16 protein-coding genes are annotated in these 17,992 nt (G+C 66.0%); 7 read left to right on the top strand and 9 right to left on the bottom strand.

What is annotated here, in order from left to right; all coding sequences use genetic code 11:
• Positions 1-178: 178 nt before the first annotated feature.
• The 3 genes from ACVCNR_RS09350 to ACVCNR_RS09340 all read left to right on the top strand — a co-directional run bounded on the left by ACVCNR_RS09350 (position 179) and on the right by ACVCNR_RS09340 (position 5,362).
• Complete coding sequence (locus ACVCNR_RS09350; protein ID WP_354193411.1) at positions 179-1,297, top strand: branched-chain amino acid ABC transporter substrate-binding protein; 1,119 nt, start codon at positions 179-181, stop codon at positions 1,295-1,297.
• 205 nt (positions 1,298-1,502) lie between these two features.
• Positions 1,503-4,961, top strand: coding sequence for a pyruvate carboxylase (pyc, locus tag ACVCNR_RS09345; protein ID WP_447074534.1), 3,459 nt, complete (start codon positions 1,503-1,505; stop codon positions 4,959-4,961).
• A gap of 140 nt (positions 4,962-5,101) precedes the next feature.
• Positions 5,102-5,362, top strand: coding sequence for a DUF2312 domain-containing protein (locus tag ACVCNR_RS09340; protein ID WP_447074533.1), 261 nt, complete (start codon positions 5,102-5,104; stop codon positions 5,360-5,362).
• Positions 5,363-5,567: 205 nt separating this feature from the next.
• Here the strand turns inward: ACVCNR_RS09340 and ACVCNR_RS09335 are convergent, their stop codons facing one another.
• Together ACVCNR_RS09335 and ACVCNR_RS09330 are read right to left on the bottom strand one after the other, a co-directional pair.
• Complete coding sequence (locus ACVCNR_RS09335; RefSeq protein ID WP_354193415.1) at positions 5,568-6,602, bottom strand: aspartate-semialdehyde dehydrogenase; 1,035 nt, start codon at positions 6,600-6,602, stop codon at positions 5,568-5,570.
• Positions 6,603-6,718: 116 nt separating this feature from the next.
• Positions 6,719-6,853 (bottom strand): hypothetical protein, encoded by a 135-nt coding sequence (locus tag ACVCNR_RS09330; protein ID WP_354193416.1) that lies wholly within the window; start codon positions 6,851-6,853, stop codon positions 6,719-6,721.
• 193 nt (positions 6,854-7,046) lie between these two features.
• Between ACVCNR_RS09330 and ACVCNR_RS09325 the strand changes: the two genes are divergently transcribed.
• Positions 7,047-8,909, top strand: a complete 1,863-nt coding sequence (locus ACVCNR_RS09325) for a DEAD/DEAH box helicase (protein WP_354193417.1) — start codon at positions 7,047-7,049, stop codon at positions 8,907-8,909.
• A 204-nt stretch (positions 8,910-9,113) separates the two neighbouring features.
• Here the strand turns inward: ACVCNR_RS09325 and leuB are convergent, their stop codons facing one another.
• The 4 genes from leuB to leuD form a co-directional block, all read right to left on the bottom strand.
• Positions 9,114-10,217, bottom strand: a complete 1,104-nt coding sequence (leuB, locus tag ACVCNR_RS09320; RefSeq protein WP_354193419.1) for a 3-isopropylmalate dehydrogenase — start codon at positions 10,215-10,217, stop codon at positions 9,114-9,116.
• A gap of 119 nt (positions 10,218-10,336) precedes the next feature.
• On the bottom strand, positions 10,337-10,687 hold the full coding sequence (locus ACVCNR_RS09315; protein ID WP_354193420.1) for a VOC family protein: 351 nt from the start codon (positions 10,685-10,687) through the stop codon (positions 10,337-10,339).
• Between the two features lie 2 nt (positions 10,688-10,689).
• Entirely contained in the window at positions 10,690-11,532 is an 843-nt protein-coding gene (locus ACVCNR_RS09310) for an Ivy family c-type lysozyme inhibitor (RefSeq protein WP_354193421.1), read from the bottom strand.
• Positions 11,533-11,730: 198 nt separating this feature from the next.
• Positions 11,731-12,336: a 3-isopropylmalate dehydratase small subunit gene (leuD, locus tag ACVCNR_RS09305; protein ID WP_354193423.1), complete on the bottom strand. Its 606-nt coding sequence runs from the start codon at positions 12,334-12,336 to the stop codon at positions 11,731-11,733.
• 166 nt (positions 12,337-12,502) lie between these two features.
• On the opposite strand from leuD, the gene ACVCNR_RS09300 reads away from it, so the two are divergent.
• From ACVCNR_RS09300 to msrB, 3 genes are all read left to right on the top strand, one after another.
• Positions 12,503-12,949: a GNAT family N-acetyltransferase gene (locus ACVCNR_RS09300; RefSeq protein ID WP_354193424.1), complete on the top strand. Its 447-nt coding sequence runs from the start codon at positions 12,503-12,505 to the stop codon at positions 12,947-12,949.
• Positions 12,950-12,957: 8 nt separating this feature from the next.
• On the top strand, positions 12,958-14,151 hold the full coding sequence (locus ACVCNR_RS09295; protein WP_447074530.1) for a vWA domain-containing protein: 1,194 nt from the start codon (positions 12,958-12,960) through the stop codon (positions 14,149-14,151).
• Between the two features lie 77 nt (positions 14,152-14,228).
• On the top strand, positions 14,229-14,633 hold the full coding sequence (gene msrB / locus ACVCNR_RS09290) for a peptide-methionine (R)-S-oxide reductase MsrB (protein ID WP_354193427.1): 405 nt from the start codon (positions 14,229-14,231) through the stop codon (positions 14,631-14,633).
• A 59-nt stretch (positions 14,634-14,692) separates the two neighbouring features.
• Here msrB and ACVCNR_RS09285 read toward each other — a convergent pair whose 3' ends face one another.
• From ACVCNR_RS09285 to ACVCNR_RS09275, 3 genes are all read right to left on the bottom strand, one after another.
• On the bottom strand, positions 14,693-15,949 hold the full coding sequence (locus ACVCNR_RS09285) for a D-amino acid dehydrogenase (RefSeq protein ID WP_447074529.1): 1,257 nt from the start codon (positions 15,947-15,949) through the stop codon (positions 14,693-14,695).
• Between the two features lie 37 nt (positions 15,950-15,986).
• A complete protein-coding gene (alr, locus tag ACVCNR_RS09280; RefSeq protein ID WP_447074527.1) occupies positions 15,987-17,120 on the bottom strand; it encodes an alanine racemase in 1,134 nt (377 codons plus the stop codon).
• Between the two features lie 340 nt (positions 17,121-17,460).
• Positions 17,461-17,982 (bottom strand): RNA pyrophosphohydrolase, encoded by a 522-nt coding sequence (locus ACVCNR_RS09275; RefSeq protein WP_447074525.1) that lies wholly within the window; start codon positions 17,980-17,982, stop codon positions 17,461-17,463.
• Positions 17,983-17,992: the final 10 nt, after the last annotated feature.

The following is a 17,992-nucleotide window of genomic DNA, read 5'->3' as shown; positions in this document are numbered from 1 at the left end:
CGGAACGGCAGCGGCGGCCCGGCTGCCGCGCCTGGAAGCTACTGCCGCAACGGCATTTCCGCCAAAGATGAATCGACGTGACAACTGCCTGGAAATAGGCAAGGTTGGCTTTCTGCGAGATGGGTGGGCATCGCATGAAAGTATAACTGTCGCCCACTCTGGAAATGGGAGCGTATAAATGAAGAAGTCACTCTTGTCCGCCGTGTCGCTCGGCGCGCTGCTGATCTTCAGCGGTTCCGCCTGGGCGGATGTCCTCATCGGCATCGGCGCACCGATCACCGGTCCGAACGCCGCCTTCGGCGCCCAGATTCAGCGGGGCACCGAGCAGGCCGTGGCCGACATCAACGCCGCCGGCGGCATCAATGGCGAGCAGATCAAGGTGTCGATCGGCGATGACGTGTCCGACCCGAAGCAGGGCATTTCGGTCGCCAACAAGTTCGTCGCCGATGGCGTGAAATTCGTGGTCGGCCACTTCAACTCGGGCGTCTCGATCCCGGCCTCGGAAGTCTATGCCGAGAACGGCATTCTCGAAGTTACCCCGGCCGCCACCAACCCGGTCTTCACCGAGCGCGGCCTGTGGAACACGATCCGCGTCTGCGGCCGTGACGACCAGCAGGGCGAAGTGGCCGGCGCCTACATCGCCGAGAACTACAAGGACGCCAAGATCGCGGTGATCCACGACAAGACCCCCTACGGCCAGGGCCTTGCCGACGAAACCAAGAAGGCGCTCAATGCCGCGGGCTTCCAGGAAGTCATGTATGAAGGCGTCAACACCGGCGACAAGGACTTCTCGGCGCTGATCGCCAAGATGAAGGAAGCCGGCGTGACCCTGATCTACTGGGGCGGCCTGCACACCGAGGCCGGCCTGATCATCCGCCAGGCGTCGGACCAGGGCCTGAAGGCGCCGCTGTTCTCGGGCGACGGCATCGTCTCCAACGAGCTGGCCTCGATCGCCGGCGACGCGGTGCAGGGCACGCTGAACACCTTCGGCCCCGACCCGCGCAAGAACCCGGCTGCGCAGGAAGTGGTCGAGAAGTTCCGCGCCGGCGGCTTCGAGCCGGAAGCCTATACCCTCTACGCCTATGCCTCGACCCAGATCATCGCGCAGGCCGCCGCGGCGGCCGGCTCGAACGATCCGCAGGAAGTGGCCAAGGCGATCCGGGAAAAGGGCCCCTTCAAGACCGTGCTGGGGGAACTGTCCTTCAACGAGAAGGGTGACCGCACCGACGCCGACTATGTCGTCTACGAATGGCGCAAGGGCGACGACGGCAAGTACAACTACTTCCAGCTCGACTAGAGCCTTGCAGCCGGACGGAACGCCCGGCGCTGCACAGATGCGACCAGCAGGCTCTTCGGCCTGACGACCAAGGGCCCGGCGTGCAACGCCGGGCCTTTTTGCATGTTTCATGCATTTGCCGCCTCACGCAGCGTCATTCCTGTTTGCGATGCAGCATTTTCGCGGTAATCATGCGCCGCCTTCTTCCAGACAGCGGAGTGTGTCATTGGCCATCACGAAGATCCTCGTCGCCAACCGGTCTGAAATCGCCATCCGCGTGTTCCGCGCGGCCAATGAGCTCGGCCTCAAAACCGTGGCCATCTGGGCGGAAGAGGACAAATACGCGCTGCATCGCTTCAAGGCCGACGAGAGCTACCAGGTGGGCCGCGGCCCACATCTGGCGCGCGATCTCGGGCCCATCGAAAGCTATCTGTCGATCGAGGAGGTGCTGCGCGTCGCGAAGCTTTCGGGCGCCGACGCCATCCATCCGGGCTACGGCCTCCTGTCGGAGAGCCCCGAATTCGCCGACGCCTGCGCGGCCGCCGGCGTCACCTTCATCGGCCCCAAGCCGGAGACCATGCGCCGGCTCGGCAACAAGGTGGCGGCGCGCAACCTCGCCATCGAGGTGGGCGTGCCGGTCATCCCGGCCACCGATCCGCTGCCCGACGACATCGAGGCGGTGAAGGTGCTTGCCGCCGAGATCGGCTATCCGCTGATGCTCAAGGCGTCATGGGGCGGCGGCGGGCGCGGCATGCGCGTCATCCGCTCGGAAGCCGAGCTTGCCCGCGAGGTGATGGAGGGCAAGCGCGAGGCCAAGGCCGCCTTCGGCAAGGACGAGGTCTATCTCGAAAAGCTGATCGAGCGGGCCCGCCATGTAGAAGTTCAGATACTGGGCGACACGCATGGCAATGCCGTGCATCTGTTCGAGCGCGACTGCTCGATCCAGCGCCGCAACCAGAAGGTCGTGGAGCGCGCGCCGGCCCCCTATCTCAGCGACGAGCTGCGGCAGGAACTGTGCGGCCACGCGCTGAAGATCGCCCGCGAGACGGATTATGTCGGCGCCGGAACGGTCGAGTTCCTGCAGGACGCGGACACCGGCAAGTTCTATTTCATCGAGGTCAATCCGCGCATCCAGGTCGAGCACACGGTCACCGAGGAGGTGACGGGCATCGACATCGTCAAGGCGCAGATCCACATCCTCGACGGCCATGCCATCGGCACGGCGGAATCGGGCGTGCCGGCCCAGCAGGACATCCACCTGCAGGGCCATGCCCTCCAGTGCCGCATCACCACGGAAGACCCCGAGCAGCATTTCATTCCCGATTACGGCCGCATCACCGGCTATCGCTCGGCCGCCGGCTTCGGCATCCGCCTGGACGGCGGCACCGCCTATTCGGGCGCCATCATCACCCGCTACTACGATCCGCTGCTGGTCAAGGTGACGGCTTCGGGGCGCACCCCGGACGAGGCGATCCAGCGCATGCACCGGGCGCTGCGCGAATTCCGCATTCGCGGCGTCGCCACCAACCTCACCTTCCTGGAAGCGATCATCACGCATCCGAAATTCCAGGACAATTCCTACACCACCAAGTTCATCGACACGACGCCGGAACTGTTTACCCAGGTGAGGCGGCAGGATCGCGCCTCCAAGCTGCTCACCTATCTGGCCGATGTCAGCGTCAACGGCCATCCCGAGACGCGCGGCCGGCCGCAGCCGAAGGCGGGCATGGCCGAGCCGATGGTGCCATGGTTCACCGGCCCGATCCCCGAAGGCACCCGCAACCGGCTGGACGCGCTGGGACCGGAGGGCTTCGCCAAATGGATGCGCGCCCAGAAGCAGGTCTTGATCACCGACACCACCATGCGCGACGCCCACCAGTCGCTGCTGGCGACACGCATGCGCACCCATGACATTGCCCGCATCGCCGGCACCTATGCGCGCGCCCTGCCGCAGCTTCTGTCGCTGGAATGCTGGGGCGGCGCCACCTTCGACGTCGCGATGCGCTTCCTGACGGAAGACCCGTGGGAGCGTCTGGCGCTGATCCGCGAGGCGGCGCCCAACATCCTGCTGCAGATGCTGCTGCGCGGCGCCAACGGCGTCGGCTACACCAACTATCCCGACAATGTCGTCCAGCATTTCGTGAAGCAGGCGGCCGATGGCGGCGTCGACCTGTTCCGCGTCTTCGACTGCCTGAACTGGGTCGAGAACATGCGCGTCGCCATGGACGCGGTGATCGCCGAGGGCAAGCTGTGCGAGGCGGCGATGTGCTACACGGGCGATATCCTCGATCCGTCCCGCGCCAAATACGACCTCAAATATTATGTGGCACTGGCCAAGGAACTGGAGGCGGCCGGCGCGCATATCATCGCGGTCAAGGACATGGCCGGCCTGCTGAAGCCGGCTGCAGCGGGGGTGCTGTTCAAGGCGCTGCGTGACGAAACCGACCTGCCGATCCATTTCCACACGCACGACACTTCCGGCCTTTCGGCGGCGACCGTGCTGGCGGCGGTGGAAGCGGGCGTCGATGCCGTCGAAGGCGCCATGGACGCGTTTTCCGGCACCACCTCGCAGCCCTGCCTCGGCTCCATCGTCGAGGCGCTGAAGGGCGGCGAGCGCGACCCGGGCCTCGACACCGAATGGATTCGCAAGATCTCCTTCTACTGGGAGGCGGTGCGCAACCAGTATGCGGCCTTCGAGAGCGACCTCAAGGGACCGGCCTCGGAGGTCTACCTGCACGAGATGCCCGGCGGCCAGTTCACCAACCTCAAGGAGCAGGCGCGCAGCCTGGGGCTGGAAACGCGCTGGCACGAGGTGGCGCAGGCCTATCACGACGTCAACCTGATGTTCGGCGACATCGTCAAGGTGACGCCATCCTCCAAGGTGGTGGGCGACATGGCGCTGATGATGGTCAGCCAGGAACTGACCGTCGCCGATGTCGAGAACCCGGACCGCGACATCGCCTTCCCGGATTCGGTGGTGTCGATGCTGCGCGGCGACCTCGGCCAGCCGCCCGGCGGGTGGCCCGCGGCCTTGCAGAAGAAGGCGCTGAAGGGGGCCAAGCCGATCGCCGTGCGGCCGGGCTCGCTGCTGGCGGCGGCCGATCTGGCGGCGGGCAGGAAAGAGGCGGAGGAGAAGGTCGGACGCACGCTTTCCGAGCAGGAATTCGCGTCCTGGCTGATGTATCCGAAGGTGTTTTCCGATTTCGCCGCCGCGCAGGAAACCTACGGTCCGGTCTCCGTGCTGCCGACGCCGACCTACTTCTACGGCATGAAGCCGGAGGATGAGATCTTCGTCGACATCGAGAAGGGCAAGACGCTGGTCATCCGCTGCCTTGCCGTGGGCGACGTCGACGACAAGGGCATGGTCACCGTGTTCTTCGAGCTGAACGGCCAGCCGCGCCGCGTCAAGGTGCCGGACCGGGCGCATGGCGCTTCCGCCGTCAAGGCGCGCCGCAAGGCCGAGCCCGGCAACGACGCCCATGTGGCGGCGCCGATGCCCGGCGTGGTCTCCACGGTCGCCGTGGCGGCCGGCCAGAGCGTCAAGGCGGGCGACGTGCTGCTTTCCATCGAGGCGATGAAGATGGAGACGGCGCTGCATGCCGAGCGCGACGGCACGGTGGCCGAGCTGCTGGTGCGTTCCGGCGACCAGATCGACGCCAAGGACCTGCTGATCGTCTTCGAATGAGTGTCAGCAGATCGTTTTATGGGGCCGGGACGGCCCTACAAACCGCTTGACCCGCCCAAGCCTGTCGGGCATCGAACCGGGCTGAATTTGCGGCCCGGCTTGCCGAGTCGCCGCCAACCAGAAACGATACGGAGAAAATCATGGCCGACGAGATCACCGAAACCAGCAACACCGTGGCCGCCGGCCAGCTGCGGGCCTTCATCGAGCGCGTCGAACGGCTCGAGGAAGAGAAGAAGACCATCGCCGACGACATCAAGGAAGTGTTCGCCGAGGCCAAGGGCACCGGCTTCGACACCAAGGCGATGCGCACCATCATCCGCCTGCGCAAGAAGGACCAGGCCGAGCGCGAGGAGGAAGAATCCATCCTCGACCTCTACAAGGCCGCTCTCGGCATGGTGTGATCGGTCTTCAAGGACCTGAAAGGAAAATCGCCCTGAAGCAGCGCTTCAGGGCGATTTGTTTTGGGGCGATTCCGGTTCAGGTGGTCTGCCTCTCATCCCCCTGCCGGGACCTTCTCTCCGCAGGCGGGGAGAAGGATGATGGCCGCAACGTCGATGCCTCCCTCTCCCCGCTTGCGGGGAGGGTGGGGGGCTGTTTCCTTGCGACTCAGGCGGCCTGCTTCTTGGGCTGGATGAGGCCGCGCGCCACCAGCAGCTCGGCGATCTGCACGGTGTTCAGGGCGGCGCCCTTGCGCAGATTGTCCGACACGATCCACAGGTTCAGGCCGTTGTCGATGGTCGAATCCTCGCGGATGCGGGAGATGTAGGTGGCGTCCTCGCCGGCGCTCTCCACCGGGGTGATGTAGCCGCCGTCCTCGTGCTTGTCGACGACCAGGCAGCCCGGCGCCTCGCGCAGGATCTCGCGGGCCTCGTCGGCGGTGATGGGCTTCTCGAATTCGAGGTTCACGGCTTCCGAATGGCCGATGAACACCGGCACGCGCACGCAGGTGGCGGTCACCTTGATCTTGGGGTCGAGCATCTTCTTGGTCTCGGCCACCATCTTCCACTCTTCCTTGGTGGTGCCGTCTTCCATGAACACGTCGATGTGGGGGATGACGTTGAAGGCGATGCGCTTGGTGAACTTCTTGGCCTCGACCGGATCGGCGACGAAGACGGCGCGGGTCTGCGAGAACAGCTCGTCCATGCCTTCCTTGCCGGCGCCCGACACCGACTGGTAGGTGGACACCACGACGCGCCTGATGGTGGCGGCGTCATGCAGCGGCTTCAGCGCCACCAGCATCTGCGCGGTCGAGCAGTTGGGGTTGGCGATGATGTTCTTCCTGGTGAAGCCGTCGATGGCGTCCGGGTTCACTTCCGGCACGATCAGCGGCACGTCAGGGTCGTAGCGCCAGGCCGAGGAGTTGTCGATGACGACGCAGCCCTGCTTGCCGATCTTCGGCGACCACTCCTTGGAGACGTTGCCGCCGGCCGACATCAGGGCGATGTCGGTGTCGGAGAAGTCGTATGTCTCCAGCGCCTTGACCTTGAGGGTCTTGTCACCGAAGGACACCTCGGTGCCCTGGCTGCGGCGCGAGGCGAGCGCCACGACCTCGCTGACCGGGAAACCGCGCTCTTCCAGAATGGTGAGCATTTCGCGACCCACATTGCCTGTGGCGCCGACAACCGCAACCTTGAAGCCCATCGAACTCTATCTCCTGTCGCTCTCCGCTTGTTTTGCTTGGAGAAACCCGCCGGCCGTTTGCGGGTCCCGCCTCCCTCGGGCCGGACCCGGGGAGAGGGCGAGCAGGCCAAGGGAGATCAGACCGTGGTGGCGGTCGTTTTTTTGGCCGTGGTTTTGGTCGAAAGCAGGGACGCGAACATGCGCCCGGCCGGGGCCGGGGTCTCGCGGCTGTCAAGGCCGCGTGCGAGAAAAGCCATCAAAAGGCCGCGCATGGTGGATACGTCCTGTTCGGTGCCGGCTTTTACGCGTTTTGCGTCAAGAGTCAATCACGCTCGCTCTGTACAATGGGCGCCGGGCGCAGTAGGAGCGGCGCAGCTTCGTTTCCGGCCGCGCGGTCTTATGCCGCCAAGTGGCCGGCTCTTATTTTCGAAGGCCTGGACGGGCCCCGCATTCCGAAAGACAAAAATGATGGTTGAAGGTATCGCGCCCGCGCTCGCCGAGGCGCTGGAAAAGCGCGGTTATTCCGAGTTGACGCCGGTGCAGAAGGCGGTGATCGACCCCGCGCTGGGGCAGTCCGACGCGCTGGTTTCGGCGCAGACCGGCTCCGGCAAGACGGTGGCGTTCGGGCTGGCGCTGGCGCCGACGCTGCTGGGCGAAGCAACCCGCTTCGGCGAGGCCGGGGCACCGCTCGGGCTGGTGGTGGCGCCGACGCGCGAGCTTGCCTTGCAGGTCGCGCGCGAGCTGTCATGGCTCTACGAGCAGGCCGGGGCGGCGATCGCCACCTGCGTCGGCGGCATGGACATGCGCACCGAGCGGCGGGCGCTGGAACGCGGCGCCCATATCGTGGTCGGCACGCCCGGCCGCCTGCGCGACCACATCACGCGCGGGGCGCTCGACATTTCCGGGCTCGCCGCCGTGGTGCTGGACGAGGCCGACGAGATGCTCGACCTCGGCTTCCGCGAGGACCTCGAATTCATCCTGGGCTCCTCGCCCGTCGAGCGCCGCACGCTGATGTTCTCGGCCACCGTGCCGCGTGCCATCGCCGCGCTGGCCAGGGAATACCAGCGGGACGCCGTTCGCATCGCCGCGGCGGGCGAAGAAAAGCAGCATCACGACATCGAGTATCGCGCGCTGGTGGTGACGCCGGCCGATCGCGACAATGCCGTCGTCAACGTGCTGCGCTATTACGAGGCGCGCAACGCCATCGTGTTCTGCAACACGCGCGCGGCGGTGAACCATCTCACCGCCCGGCTGAGCAACCGCAATTTCTCGGTGGTGGCGCTGTCCGGCGAGCTCAGCCAGAACGAGCGCACCCATGCGCTGCAGGCCATGCGCGACGGCCGGGCGCGGGTGTGCATCGCCACCGACGTGGCGGCGCGCGGCATCGACCTGCCGGGGCTGGAACTGGTGATCCATGCCGACCTGCCGACCAATCCCGATACGCTGCTGCACCGCAGCGGCCGCACCGGCCGGGCCGGGCGCAAGGGCATCAGCGCGCTGATCGTGCCGCATCCGGCGCGCCGGCGCAGCGAACGCGTCCTGCAGGCCGCCCGTATCGAGGCCGAATGGGCGCGCCCGCCCTCGGCCGAGGAGGTGATCGCCCGCGACAATGAGCGGATGTTGTCCGATCCGGCGCTGTCGGAACCGGTCAGCGAGGGCGAGCGCGACTTCGTCGCCACGCTGCTCGACCGTTTCGGCCCCGAGCAGATGGCGGCCGCCTATCTGCGGATGAGCCGCGCCGGACGCTCCGCCCCGGAATATCTGTCGGAAAGCGGGCCGCTGCCGGTCGGCGGAAAGGCTGGCGGCCATGCCGGCACCCCGTCTAAAAGCCGTGACGATTTCGGCGACAGCGTCTGGTTCTCGCTGTCGGTCGGGCGCAAGCAGAACGCCGAGCCGCGCTGGCTGATCCCTATGCTGTGCCGCACGGCCAATCTCACCAAGCGCGAGATCGGCGCCATCCGCATGCAGCCGGAGGAAACCTTCGTGCAGATCGCCGCCGACAGCGCCGATGCGTTCGTGGAGGCGCTGGGGCCGCATATGACCATTCAGGGCAATATCCGCGTCGAGGCGGTGGATGGCGAGCCCGATTTTTCCCGCAGCGCCTATCGTGCGCCGCGGCCGGAAAAGAAGCCGCATCGCGGCAAGGGCGGGTTCGGCAAGGAAAGTGGCGAACGCGCGCCGAAGAAAAAATTCGCGAAGGGCGACAAGCCGGCATTCGCCGATGCCGGTGCAAAGCCATGGGGCGGCAAGAAGGCGGCCAAGCCGAAGTTCGACACGGGCGCAACAGGAAAGCCGGCAAAGAAACCGAAGCGGCCGAAGCCCGAATAGGTTCGCATAGAAAAAGGCCGCCCCAAGGCGGCCTTTTTTGCTTTCCACCGTCGTCCCGGAAGCCGGAGCGCAGCCGAGGCTGTCCGGAATCCATTCCGTGACGTTCGAAGGTTCCCGGAATGGATCCCGGCTCGCGGTCGCTATCGCTTCCTTGGCCGGGATGACGAGCAATCAGAAGGCGATTGCCCGTTGACCGGAACCGCTTTAGGCGGCGCGATACTTCGCCATGATGGCGTCGCCCATCTCGGCGGTGCCGACCTGCTTCATGCCTTCCGACATGATGTCGCCGGTGCGGTAGCCCTCGTCGAGGACCGCCGAGATCGCCTTTTCCAGGCGGTCGGCTTCCACAACCATGTTGAAGGAATAGCGCAGGCACATGGCGAAGGAGGCGATCATGGCGATGGGATTGGCGATGCCCTTGCCGGCGATATCCGGCGCCGAGCCGTGCACCGGCTCGTAGAGCGCCTTGCGCTTGCCGGTCTTGGCATCGGGAGCGCCGAGCGAGGCCGAGGGCAGCATGCCGAGCGAGCCGGTCAGCATGGCCGCCACGTCGGAGAGCATGTCGCCGAACAGGTTGTCGCAGACGATGACGTCGAACTGCTTGGGCCAGCGCACGAGCTGCATGCCGCCGGCATCGGCCAGCATGTGGTCGAGCTTGACGTCGCTGTATTTCGCCTTGTGGGTGGCGGTGACGACCTCGTTCCACAACACGCCCGACTTCATGACGTTGCGCTTTTCCATCGAGGTGACGTGGTTGTTGCGGGTGCGGGCCAGCTCGAAGGCCACACCGGCGATGCGCTCGATCTCGAAGGTGTCGTAGACCTGCGTGTCGATGCCGCGCTTCTGGCCGTTGCCGAGGTCGATGATCTGCTTGGGCTCGCCGAAATAGACGCCGCCGGTCAGCTCGCGCACGATGAGGATGTCGAGCCCTTCGATCACCTCCTGCTTGAGCGAGGAGGAGGCGGCCAGCGCCGGATAGCAGATGGCCGGGCGCAGGTTGGCGAACAGTTCGAGGTCCTTGCGCAGGCGCAGCAGTCCGGCTTCCGGGCGCACCTCGTAAGGCACGGCATCCCACTTCGGCCCACCGACTGCGCCGAACAGCACGGCGTCGGCGGCCAGCGCCTTTTCCATGTCGGCTTCGGAAATCGCCTGCCCGTGGGCATCATAGGCCGAACCGCCGACCAGGCCCTCGTCGGTCTCGAAGCCGGCGCCGGCCTTGTTCATGACGGCGATCAGTTTCTTCACCTCCGCCATCGCTTCAGGGCCGATGCCGTCGCCGGGGAGGAGGAAGAGTTTTTTCGCAGCCATGAGATCATTTCCCGAGGAGTGTTGAACCGCCGCTTTGCTAACCGCGCGCGGGCGCTTGCGCAAGACGCAAGCTTTCCGCAAGGGCAAATCCTTGCGAGCCGGATTGCCCGGCCCGCCCGCTATCGATGCGAGAGGATGTTCACCAGCCGGCCGAAGGGATCGCGCACATAGAAGCGGCGCACGCCCCACGGTTCGTCGGCGGGGCCGTATTCGATGCCGAAGCCGGCGGCTTTCATGTCCGTAAAGGCCTCATCGACATCGTCGACCTCGATGGAAAGATCGGGCACCGGCGTGCCGGAGCCGCCCTCGACGGCGAAGGAAACCTGCACCGTCATCTTTTCCTGCGAGCCCCACGTGGCGATCCAGCCATGGTCCATGAGGATGTCGAGGCCGAGCACGTCGCCATAGAAGCGCTTTGCCGCGGCGATATCATCGGTGGCGATATTGGCGAGGACGCGCCGGACCTTCATGGTTATTGACGCGGCTCCAGCGCCTTTTCCATGGCGGTGCGGGCTTCCGCCGGCCAGCCGCCGAGCGCCGGCCAGGTCTGGGGTTTGCCGGCGTCGGTCTGGCGGGCGAAATAGAGCTTCTGGTTCGCCGGATCGATGGCCATGAAGCCGTCATAGGTGCCGCAGGCATGCGGGATGCAGCCGTCGCCGTAGATGATGCCGGAGGCCGTCTTTTCCGGTCCCGCGCCGACCATCAGGCTGGTGACCACCTCTTCCAGCGAATCGTCGAGCAGATCGACGGCCTGCCCGTAGACGGCCTCGTTCTGGAAGGCGTCGATCATGTTGCCGAACTTCGCGGGGTCGATGTCCTTCCAGCCCGTTCCCGGCTGCGGCGCATAGGTCAGGGTGCCTGCCGTGGCAAATCCCGCATCGGGCGTCCAGCGGGTGACGACCCCGTCGCCGCCCGGGGCCAGCCACGGCACGAAATAGAGCGAGTCGTCGGAAACGGTCGTCACCGGCGCGCCGCAATCGTCCTCGCCCATGCTGGCGCGCTGGACGGCGCCGTTCTCGCCCTTCCACACCATGATCTTGGCGGGGCCGCAGGCATTGCCGCCGTCGCCGACATCGAACAGCGCGACCTCGGTGCCGGCCAGATCGACGATCTTGTCGAAATACACCACATAGGCGCTCGCCAGTTCCTTGTCGCCGAAGGAAAGGGTCTTTTCGCCATATTCCTCTTTCTGGGTGATGGTCAGGGCGCCACCGGCAAAGGGGATGCTCTGCGGCTGCTCGTCCTGCGTCAGGGCGGGCGAGCAAAGGCCGATGCCCACAAGGGTTGCCGCGGACAGGCGGAAAATCGGTTTCATCGTGTGGACCTCCGGTTGCACCGTGATCGCTTCCCGACCGGAAGGGGCCGAATCGGAATGGCTTGGGAGAAGGGCACGTTAGGGAGGCTGCCGGGTGCTGTCCACCTTTGCGCGGGATGCCCGAGGGGAAGGCCCGAAATGCGAAACGGGATGCGGGCCGTCAGGCGCGCATCCCGTCGATTTCGTTGCTTCAGTCGGTCAGGCCCAGGGGCGGGACTCGGCGTTCTTCTGCTCGAAGGTGCTGATCGAGCCGGCCTTCTCCATGGTCAGGCCGATGTCGTCGAGGCCGTTCAGCATGCAGTGACGCTTGAAGTCGTCGAGGTCGAAGGTGATGACGCCGCCGTCGGGGCCGCGGATTTCCTTGGCCTCCAGGTCGATCGACAGCGTGGCGTTGGCGCCGCGCGAGGCGTCGTCCATCAGCTTGTCGAGGTCTTCCTGGCTGACGGTGATCGGCAGGACGCCGTTCTTGAAGCAGTTGTTGTAGAAGATGTCGGCGAACGAGGTCGAGATCACGCAGCGGATGCCGAAGTCGAGCAGGGCCCAGGGCGCATGCTCGCGGCTCGAACCGCAGCCGAAATTGTCGCCGGCGACGAGGATCTGGGCGTTGCGATAGGCGGGCTTGTTGAGCACGAAATCGGGGTTTTCCGAACCGTCCTCATTGTAGCGCATCTCGGCGAACAGGCCCTTGCCGAGCCCGGTGCGCTTGATCGTCTTCAGATAATCCTTGGGGATGATCATGTCAGTGTCGACATTGACGATCGGCAGGGGCGCCGCGACGCCGGTGAGCTTGGTGAACTTGTCCATGGCTTGTGCCCGTAGTGTCGTTGCGGGAGTTGCTGCCTTCGCTTTACACAAAGGCGGCGCATAAGGAAAGGCGCGGATGTCCATGGCGCAGGAAAGGCCGGCTTGCTGCACCATGGCGCAGGCGGCCGTGCCCCTCTAGGCTGGGGCGGCGAACAGGGAGAAGAGCATGAGCAACATCATCATCCGGCCGCTGGAAGCGGGCGACCATGGCGCCTGGCAGCGTCTGTGGAGCGCCTATCTCGCCTTCTACGAGACCGAGCTGCCGCAAGAGGTCCATGCAAGCACATGGCAGCGGCTGTTTTCGCCCGGCGAGTTCGAGCCGAAGGGCTTCATCGCGCTGATCGACGGCAAGGCGGTGGGCCTCACCCACTATCTCTATCACCGCTCCTGCTGGTCGCTGGTGGACAATTGCTACCTTCAGGACCTGTTCGCGGACCCGGCGGCGCGCGGCCGGGGCGTCGGCGCGGCGCTGATCGAGGCGGTGCGGCAGGCGGCGGCGAAGCGCGGCGTGACGAACGTGTACTGGATGACGCACGAGACCAATGCCACGGCGCGCCGCCTCTATGATAGGGTGGCGCGACGCACCGGCTTCATCGAATACGACCTGTTGTAGAAACGTCTATGTTCATCCCCTTCTTCCTCGAACTGAAAGCGGCCAAGGTTCCCGTCTCGCTGCGGGAATACCTGTCGCTGCTCGAGGGCATGGAGGCGGGGCTGGTCGAGTACGACGTCGAGGGCTTCTACTATCTGGCGCGCGCGGCGCTGGTGAAGGACGAGCGCCATATCGACCGCTTCGACCGGGTGTTCGCGCATGTCTTCCGTGGCGTCGAGGCGGTTTCGGGAGAGGGCGGCGTCGACCTGGCCAACCTGCCCGAGGACTGGCTGCGGCGGCTGGCCGAAAAGCACCTCAGCGAGGAGGAAAAGCGGCTGGTCGAGGCGCTCGGCGGCTTCGAGAAGCTGATGGAAACGCTGCGCCAGCGGCTGGAGGAGCAGAAGGGCCGCCATCAGGGCGGCTCGAAATGGATCGGCACTGCGGGCACCTCGCCCTTCGGCGCCTATGGCTACAACCCCGAGGGCGTGCGCATCGGCCAGCATGAAAGCCGCCACCGGCGCGCGGTGAAGGTGTGGGACCGGCGCGAGTTCCGCAATCTCGACGATTCGGTGGAGCTCGGCACACGCAACATCAAGGTCGCCCTGAAAAGGCTTCGCCGCTGGGTGCGCGACGGGGCGGCCGAGGAACTGGACCTGCCCGGCACCATCCACGCCACGGCCGAGCATGGCTATCTCGACGTCAAGACCCGGCCGGAACGGCGCAACGCGGTGAAGCTGTTGATGTTCTTCGATGTCGGCGGTTCGATGGACGACCACATCAAGGTGGCTGAGGAGCTGTTTTCCGCCGCGCGGGCCGAATTCCGGAAGCTCGAATATTTCTACTTCCACAACTGCCTCTACGAGGGTGTGTGGAAGGACAACCGCCGCCGCCATGCCGAGGTGGTCCCGACCTTCGACGTGCTGCACAAATACGGTTCCGACTACAAGGCGATCTTCGTCGGCGACGCCGCGATGAGCCACTACGAGATCAGCCATCCCGGCGGTTCGGTCGAGCACTGGAACCCGGAGGCGGGCGCGGTATGGCTGCAGCGGGCGCTTGCCCAATGGCCGGGCGCGGTGTGGCTGAACCCCACCGCCGAGAAGCATTGGGGCTACACCCACTCCATCGGCATGGTCCAGAAGCTGTTTTCCGGGCGCATGTTCCCGCTCACGCTCGCGGGGCTGGAAGCGGCGACGAAGCAGCTTGGCCGCGCCATGCATTGAAAATCGCCGGGTGCTGGTCAGGCCGGTTGCCTGATCCTATCTTTGCCTAAGGCAAATCGCTCCCGCAGGAGAGTTTCATGGAAAGCACCACCTATCCCGTCACCCGCAGCGATGCCGAATGGCGCGCGCTGCTGTCGCCCGAGCAATATGCGGTGATGCGCCAGCACGCCACGGAGCGGCCCGGAAGCTGCGCGCTGCTCCATGAGCACCGCGCCGGCGCGTTCCATTGCGCGGGCTGCGATGCGAAGCTGTTCGAGGCCAACCTCAAATTCGAGAGCGGCACAGGCTGGCCGAGCTTCAACGACCCGGTGCCGGGATCGGTCGGCGCTACCACCGACCGCAGCCACGGCATGCTGCGCACCGAGGTGCATTGCGCGACCTGCGGCAGCCATCTCGGCCATGTCTTCCCCGACGGCCCGCCGCCCACCGGCCTGCGCTACTGCATCAATGGCGTGGCGCTGAATTTCAAACCGGCCGAGTAGAGGCTTTCCCTTCTCGAAATGAAAACGCCCGGCCTGGACCGGGCGTTTCCTTTCGGCGGTCAGGCCGCGTAGCGCTGCGGCCCCAATGCGCTGGTGTCGATGTCCGGCTTGCGGCCGGAAACGATGTCGGCCAGCACCCGCGCCGAGCCGCAGGCCATGGTCCAGCCCAGCGTGCCGTGGCCGGTGTTGAGATAGAGGTTGGAATATTTCGAGGCGCCGATGATCGGCGGTCCGTCCGGCGTCATCGGCCGCTGGCCGGTCCAGAAGGTGGCCGCGCCGATGTCGCCGGCGCCGGGGAACAGGTCGGTCACCGAATGGACCAGCGTTTCGCGGCGGGCGTCGTGGAGCTTTAGGTTGTAGCCCGAAATCTCCGCCGTGCCGCCGACGCGGATGCGGTCTCCGAGGCGGGTGATGGCGATCTTGTAGGTCTCGTCCATGATGGTCGATTCAGGCGCGGCGGCTGCGTTCACGATCGGCACGGTGATCGAATAGCCCTTGACCGGGTAGACCGGGATCGGCTGGCCGAGCTTGCGCATCCAGATCGGCGAATAGGAGCCCAGCGCCATCACATAAGCGTCGGCGCTGCGCTTGCCGGCGTTGGTGTCGACGCCGGTGATCCGGCCCTGCGCGGTGTCAATGCCGGTGATGGTGACGCCATATTCGAACCTGACGCCGGCGGCGGCGGCGATCTCGGCCAGCCGCTCGGTGAACATCTGGCAGTCGCCGGTCTCGTCGCCGGGCAGGCGCAGGCCGCCGACAAACTTGCCGCGCACATTGCCGAGGCCGGGCTCGACGGCGATGCAGCCCTCGGGATCGAGCACCTCGAAGGGAACGCCGGTCTGCTTCAGCACCTCGACGTCGCCGCCGATGGAATCGAGCTGCTTCTGGGTGCGGAAGAGCTGCAGGGTGCCCTTCATGCGCTCGTCATAGGCGATGTTGGTGCGCGAGCGCAGGTCCTTCAGCACGTCGCGGCTGTATTCGGCGATCGGCACCATGCGCGACTTGTTGAGGGCGTAGCGCTCGCTGGTGCAGTTGCGCAGCATCTTCAGCATCCACGCATACATGTGCCAGTCGAGCGTGGGCTTCACCACCAGCGGGCCGTGCTTCATCAAGAGCCATTTGAGCGCCTTGACCGGCACGCTGGGGCCGGCCCAGGGCGAGGAATAGCCGGGCGAAACCTCGCCGGCATTGGCGAAGCTGGTTTCCAGCGCCGGGCCGCCCTGGCGGTCGATGACCGTCACTTCATGGCCGGCCTCGCGGAGGAAATAGGCAGTGGTGACGCCGATGACGCCGCTGCCGAGGACCAGTACTTTCATGTTCTACTCCCGAAAATCCGTGGTTGGTCCGGCGGGGTCACGCGCCGACATGGATGCGGTGGAAACGGTGGCCGAGGCTGGTCAGCACCTCATAGGCGATGGTGCCGTAGGAGCCGGCCAGGTCGTCGATGGTCTGCTCGGCGTCGATGAGGTCCACCAGATCGCCGGCCTTGAGCCGGCTCTCGGGCAGCGCAGAAATGTCGAGGATGATGGAATCCATCGACACGCGCCCGATGAAGGGCAGTTCGACCCCGTCGAAGCGGGCGGCGGCGCCGGCGCGGCGGTGCCAGCCGTCGGCATAGCCGAGCGAGATGGTGGCGAGGCGCTGCGGGCCTTGGGCGGTGGCGGTGTGGCCGTAGCCGATGCCGGCGTCCCGCTCCACCGTCCGGGTCTGGATCACCTTGGCCTGCAGGCGGATCACCGGCAGCATCGGGTTTTCCTGGCCCGGTGTCGGATTGATGCCGTAGAGCGCCGCACCCGGCCGGGCAAGCTGATGATGATAGGCCGGGCCGAGGAAGATGCCGGAGGAATTGGCGAGCGAGGCGGGCGCGGCCGGCAGCAGGGCGCGCAGCCGGTCGAATTCGATGCGCTGCGCCTCGTTGGCCGCATGGCCGGGCTCGTCGGCGCAGGCGAGATGGCTCATCACCAGCTTCAGCTCGATGCCGTCGAGGGCATGGCGATCTGCGGCCACGGCCTCGACCTCGGCCGGCGACATGCCGAGCCGCGACATGCCGCTGTCGACCTGCAGGGCGGCCGGCAGCGCATGACCGGCCTGCCTGGCGGCAGCGCGCCAGGCGGCAAGCTGTTCGGTGCTGTTGAGCACGGCGATCAGCCCGGCGGCGATTGCATCCGGCTCGGAGCCGGGCGGCAGGCCGTTCAGCACGTAAATGGAAGGGCCGGGGCCGATGGCGGCGCGCAGCGCGACGCCTTCGCCGACATGGGCGACGAAGAAGGTGTCGCAGCCTTCCTGCATCAGGGCGCGGGCGACCGGAACGGCCCCCAGCCCGTAGCCGTCGGCCTTGACCACCCCGGCGCATTTCGCGCCGCCGAGGCGGGCCTGGAGGCGGCGGTAGTTCTTGCGGACAGCGCCGAGGTCGATGGTGAGGATGGCGCCGGCATCGGCTGCCGGATCGGCGGCCACCGTCTTGTATCCACGCGGAACCTGATTCATGTCCTCCACCCGGTATTCTTTCGCAAACAAGCGCCGATAACGCACTTCGATGCTTGTAACACCGATCAGGCGCATATTCCTTGCAAATATGATGCCTGAATTCGTGGATCGTGCGATCCGAAATGCCTTGATGGCCCGGATTTCGCACGGAAACCCGGTGTCCTGCAAAAAGGCCGAAAAAAGCTGCGCTTCGGCGCGGTCGGGGCGGGACCGTTCGGGGTTTCATCCCGTGGCGTGCCGCCGCCGCGGGATCGTAGCGCATTTTGGACGCAACAGGCACCCGGCGCGGGTTCAGGTCCGCGTCTCAGGCTTTGTCTTCGCGCCGGTCGGGAGACGGGTTTCAGCCGGCCAGATGGCGGAAGACCGTCACCACGTCCTCGTAGACCTTGCGCTTGAAGGGCACGATGAGCCCGGGCAGGTCGGCCATCGGCATCCAGTCCCAGCGGTCGAACTCCGCCGTATGGCCACCGGGCGGCGGGTTGACGCGGATTTCACTCTCGTCGCCCTCGAAGCGGAAGGCGAACCATTTCTGGGTTTGGCCGCGATAGCGGCCGTGCAGGGCGATGCCCATCAGGTGCGAAGGCAGGTCGTAGTTGATCCAGTGCGGCGCTTCGGCCAGCAGCGACACGCTCTCGATGCCGGTTTCCTCGAACAGCTCGCGCCGGGCCGCGACCAGCGGGTCCTCGCCCCTGTCGATGCCGCCCTGCGGCATCTGCCACAATTTGTCGGAGCCGGTGGTCTCGTCGTTGGGCTCGGGAACGCGATGGCCTGCCCATACCAGCCCGCCGCGGTTCAGCACCATCACGCCCACGCAGGGGCGGTAGGGCAGGCTCTCGGGATCGACGGGCTTCTTCTTCGACATGGTTCAGCTT

The organism is Aquamicrobium terrae, assembly GCF_052978165.1.
The sequence above is the reverse complement of the archived record's forward strand: the minus strand, read 5'-3'. Positions and strand labels throughout refer to the sequence as shown.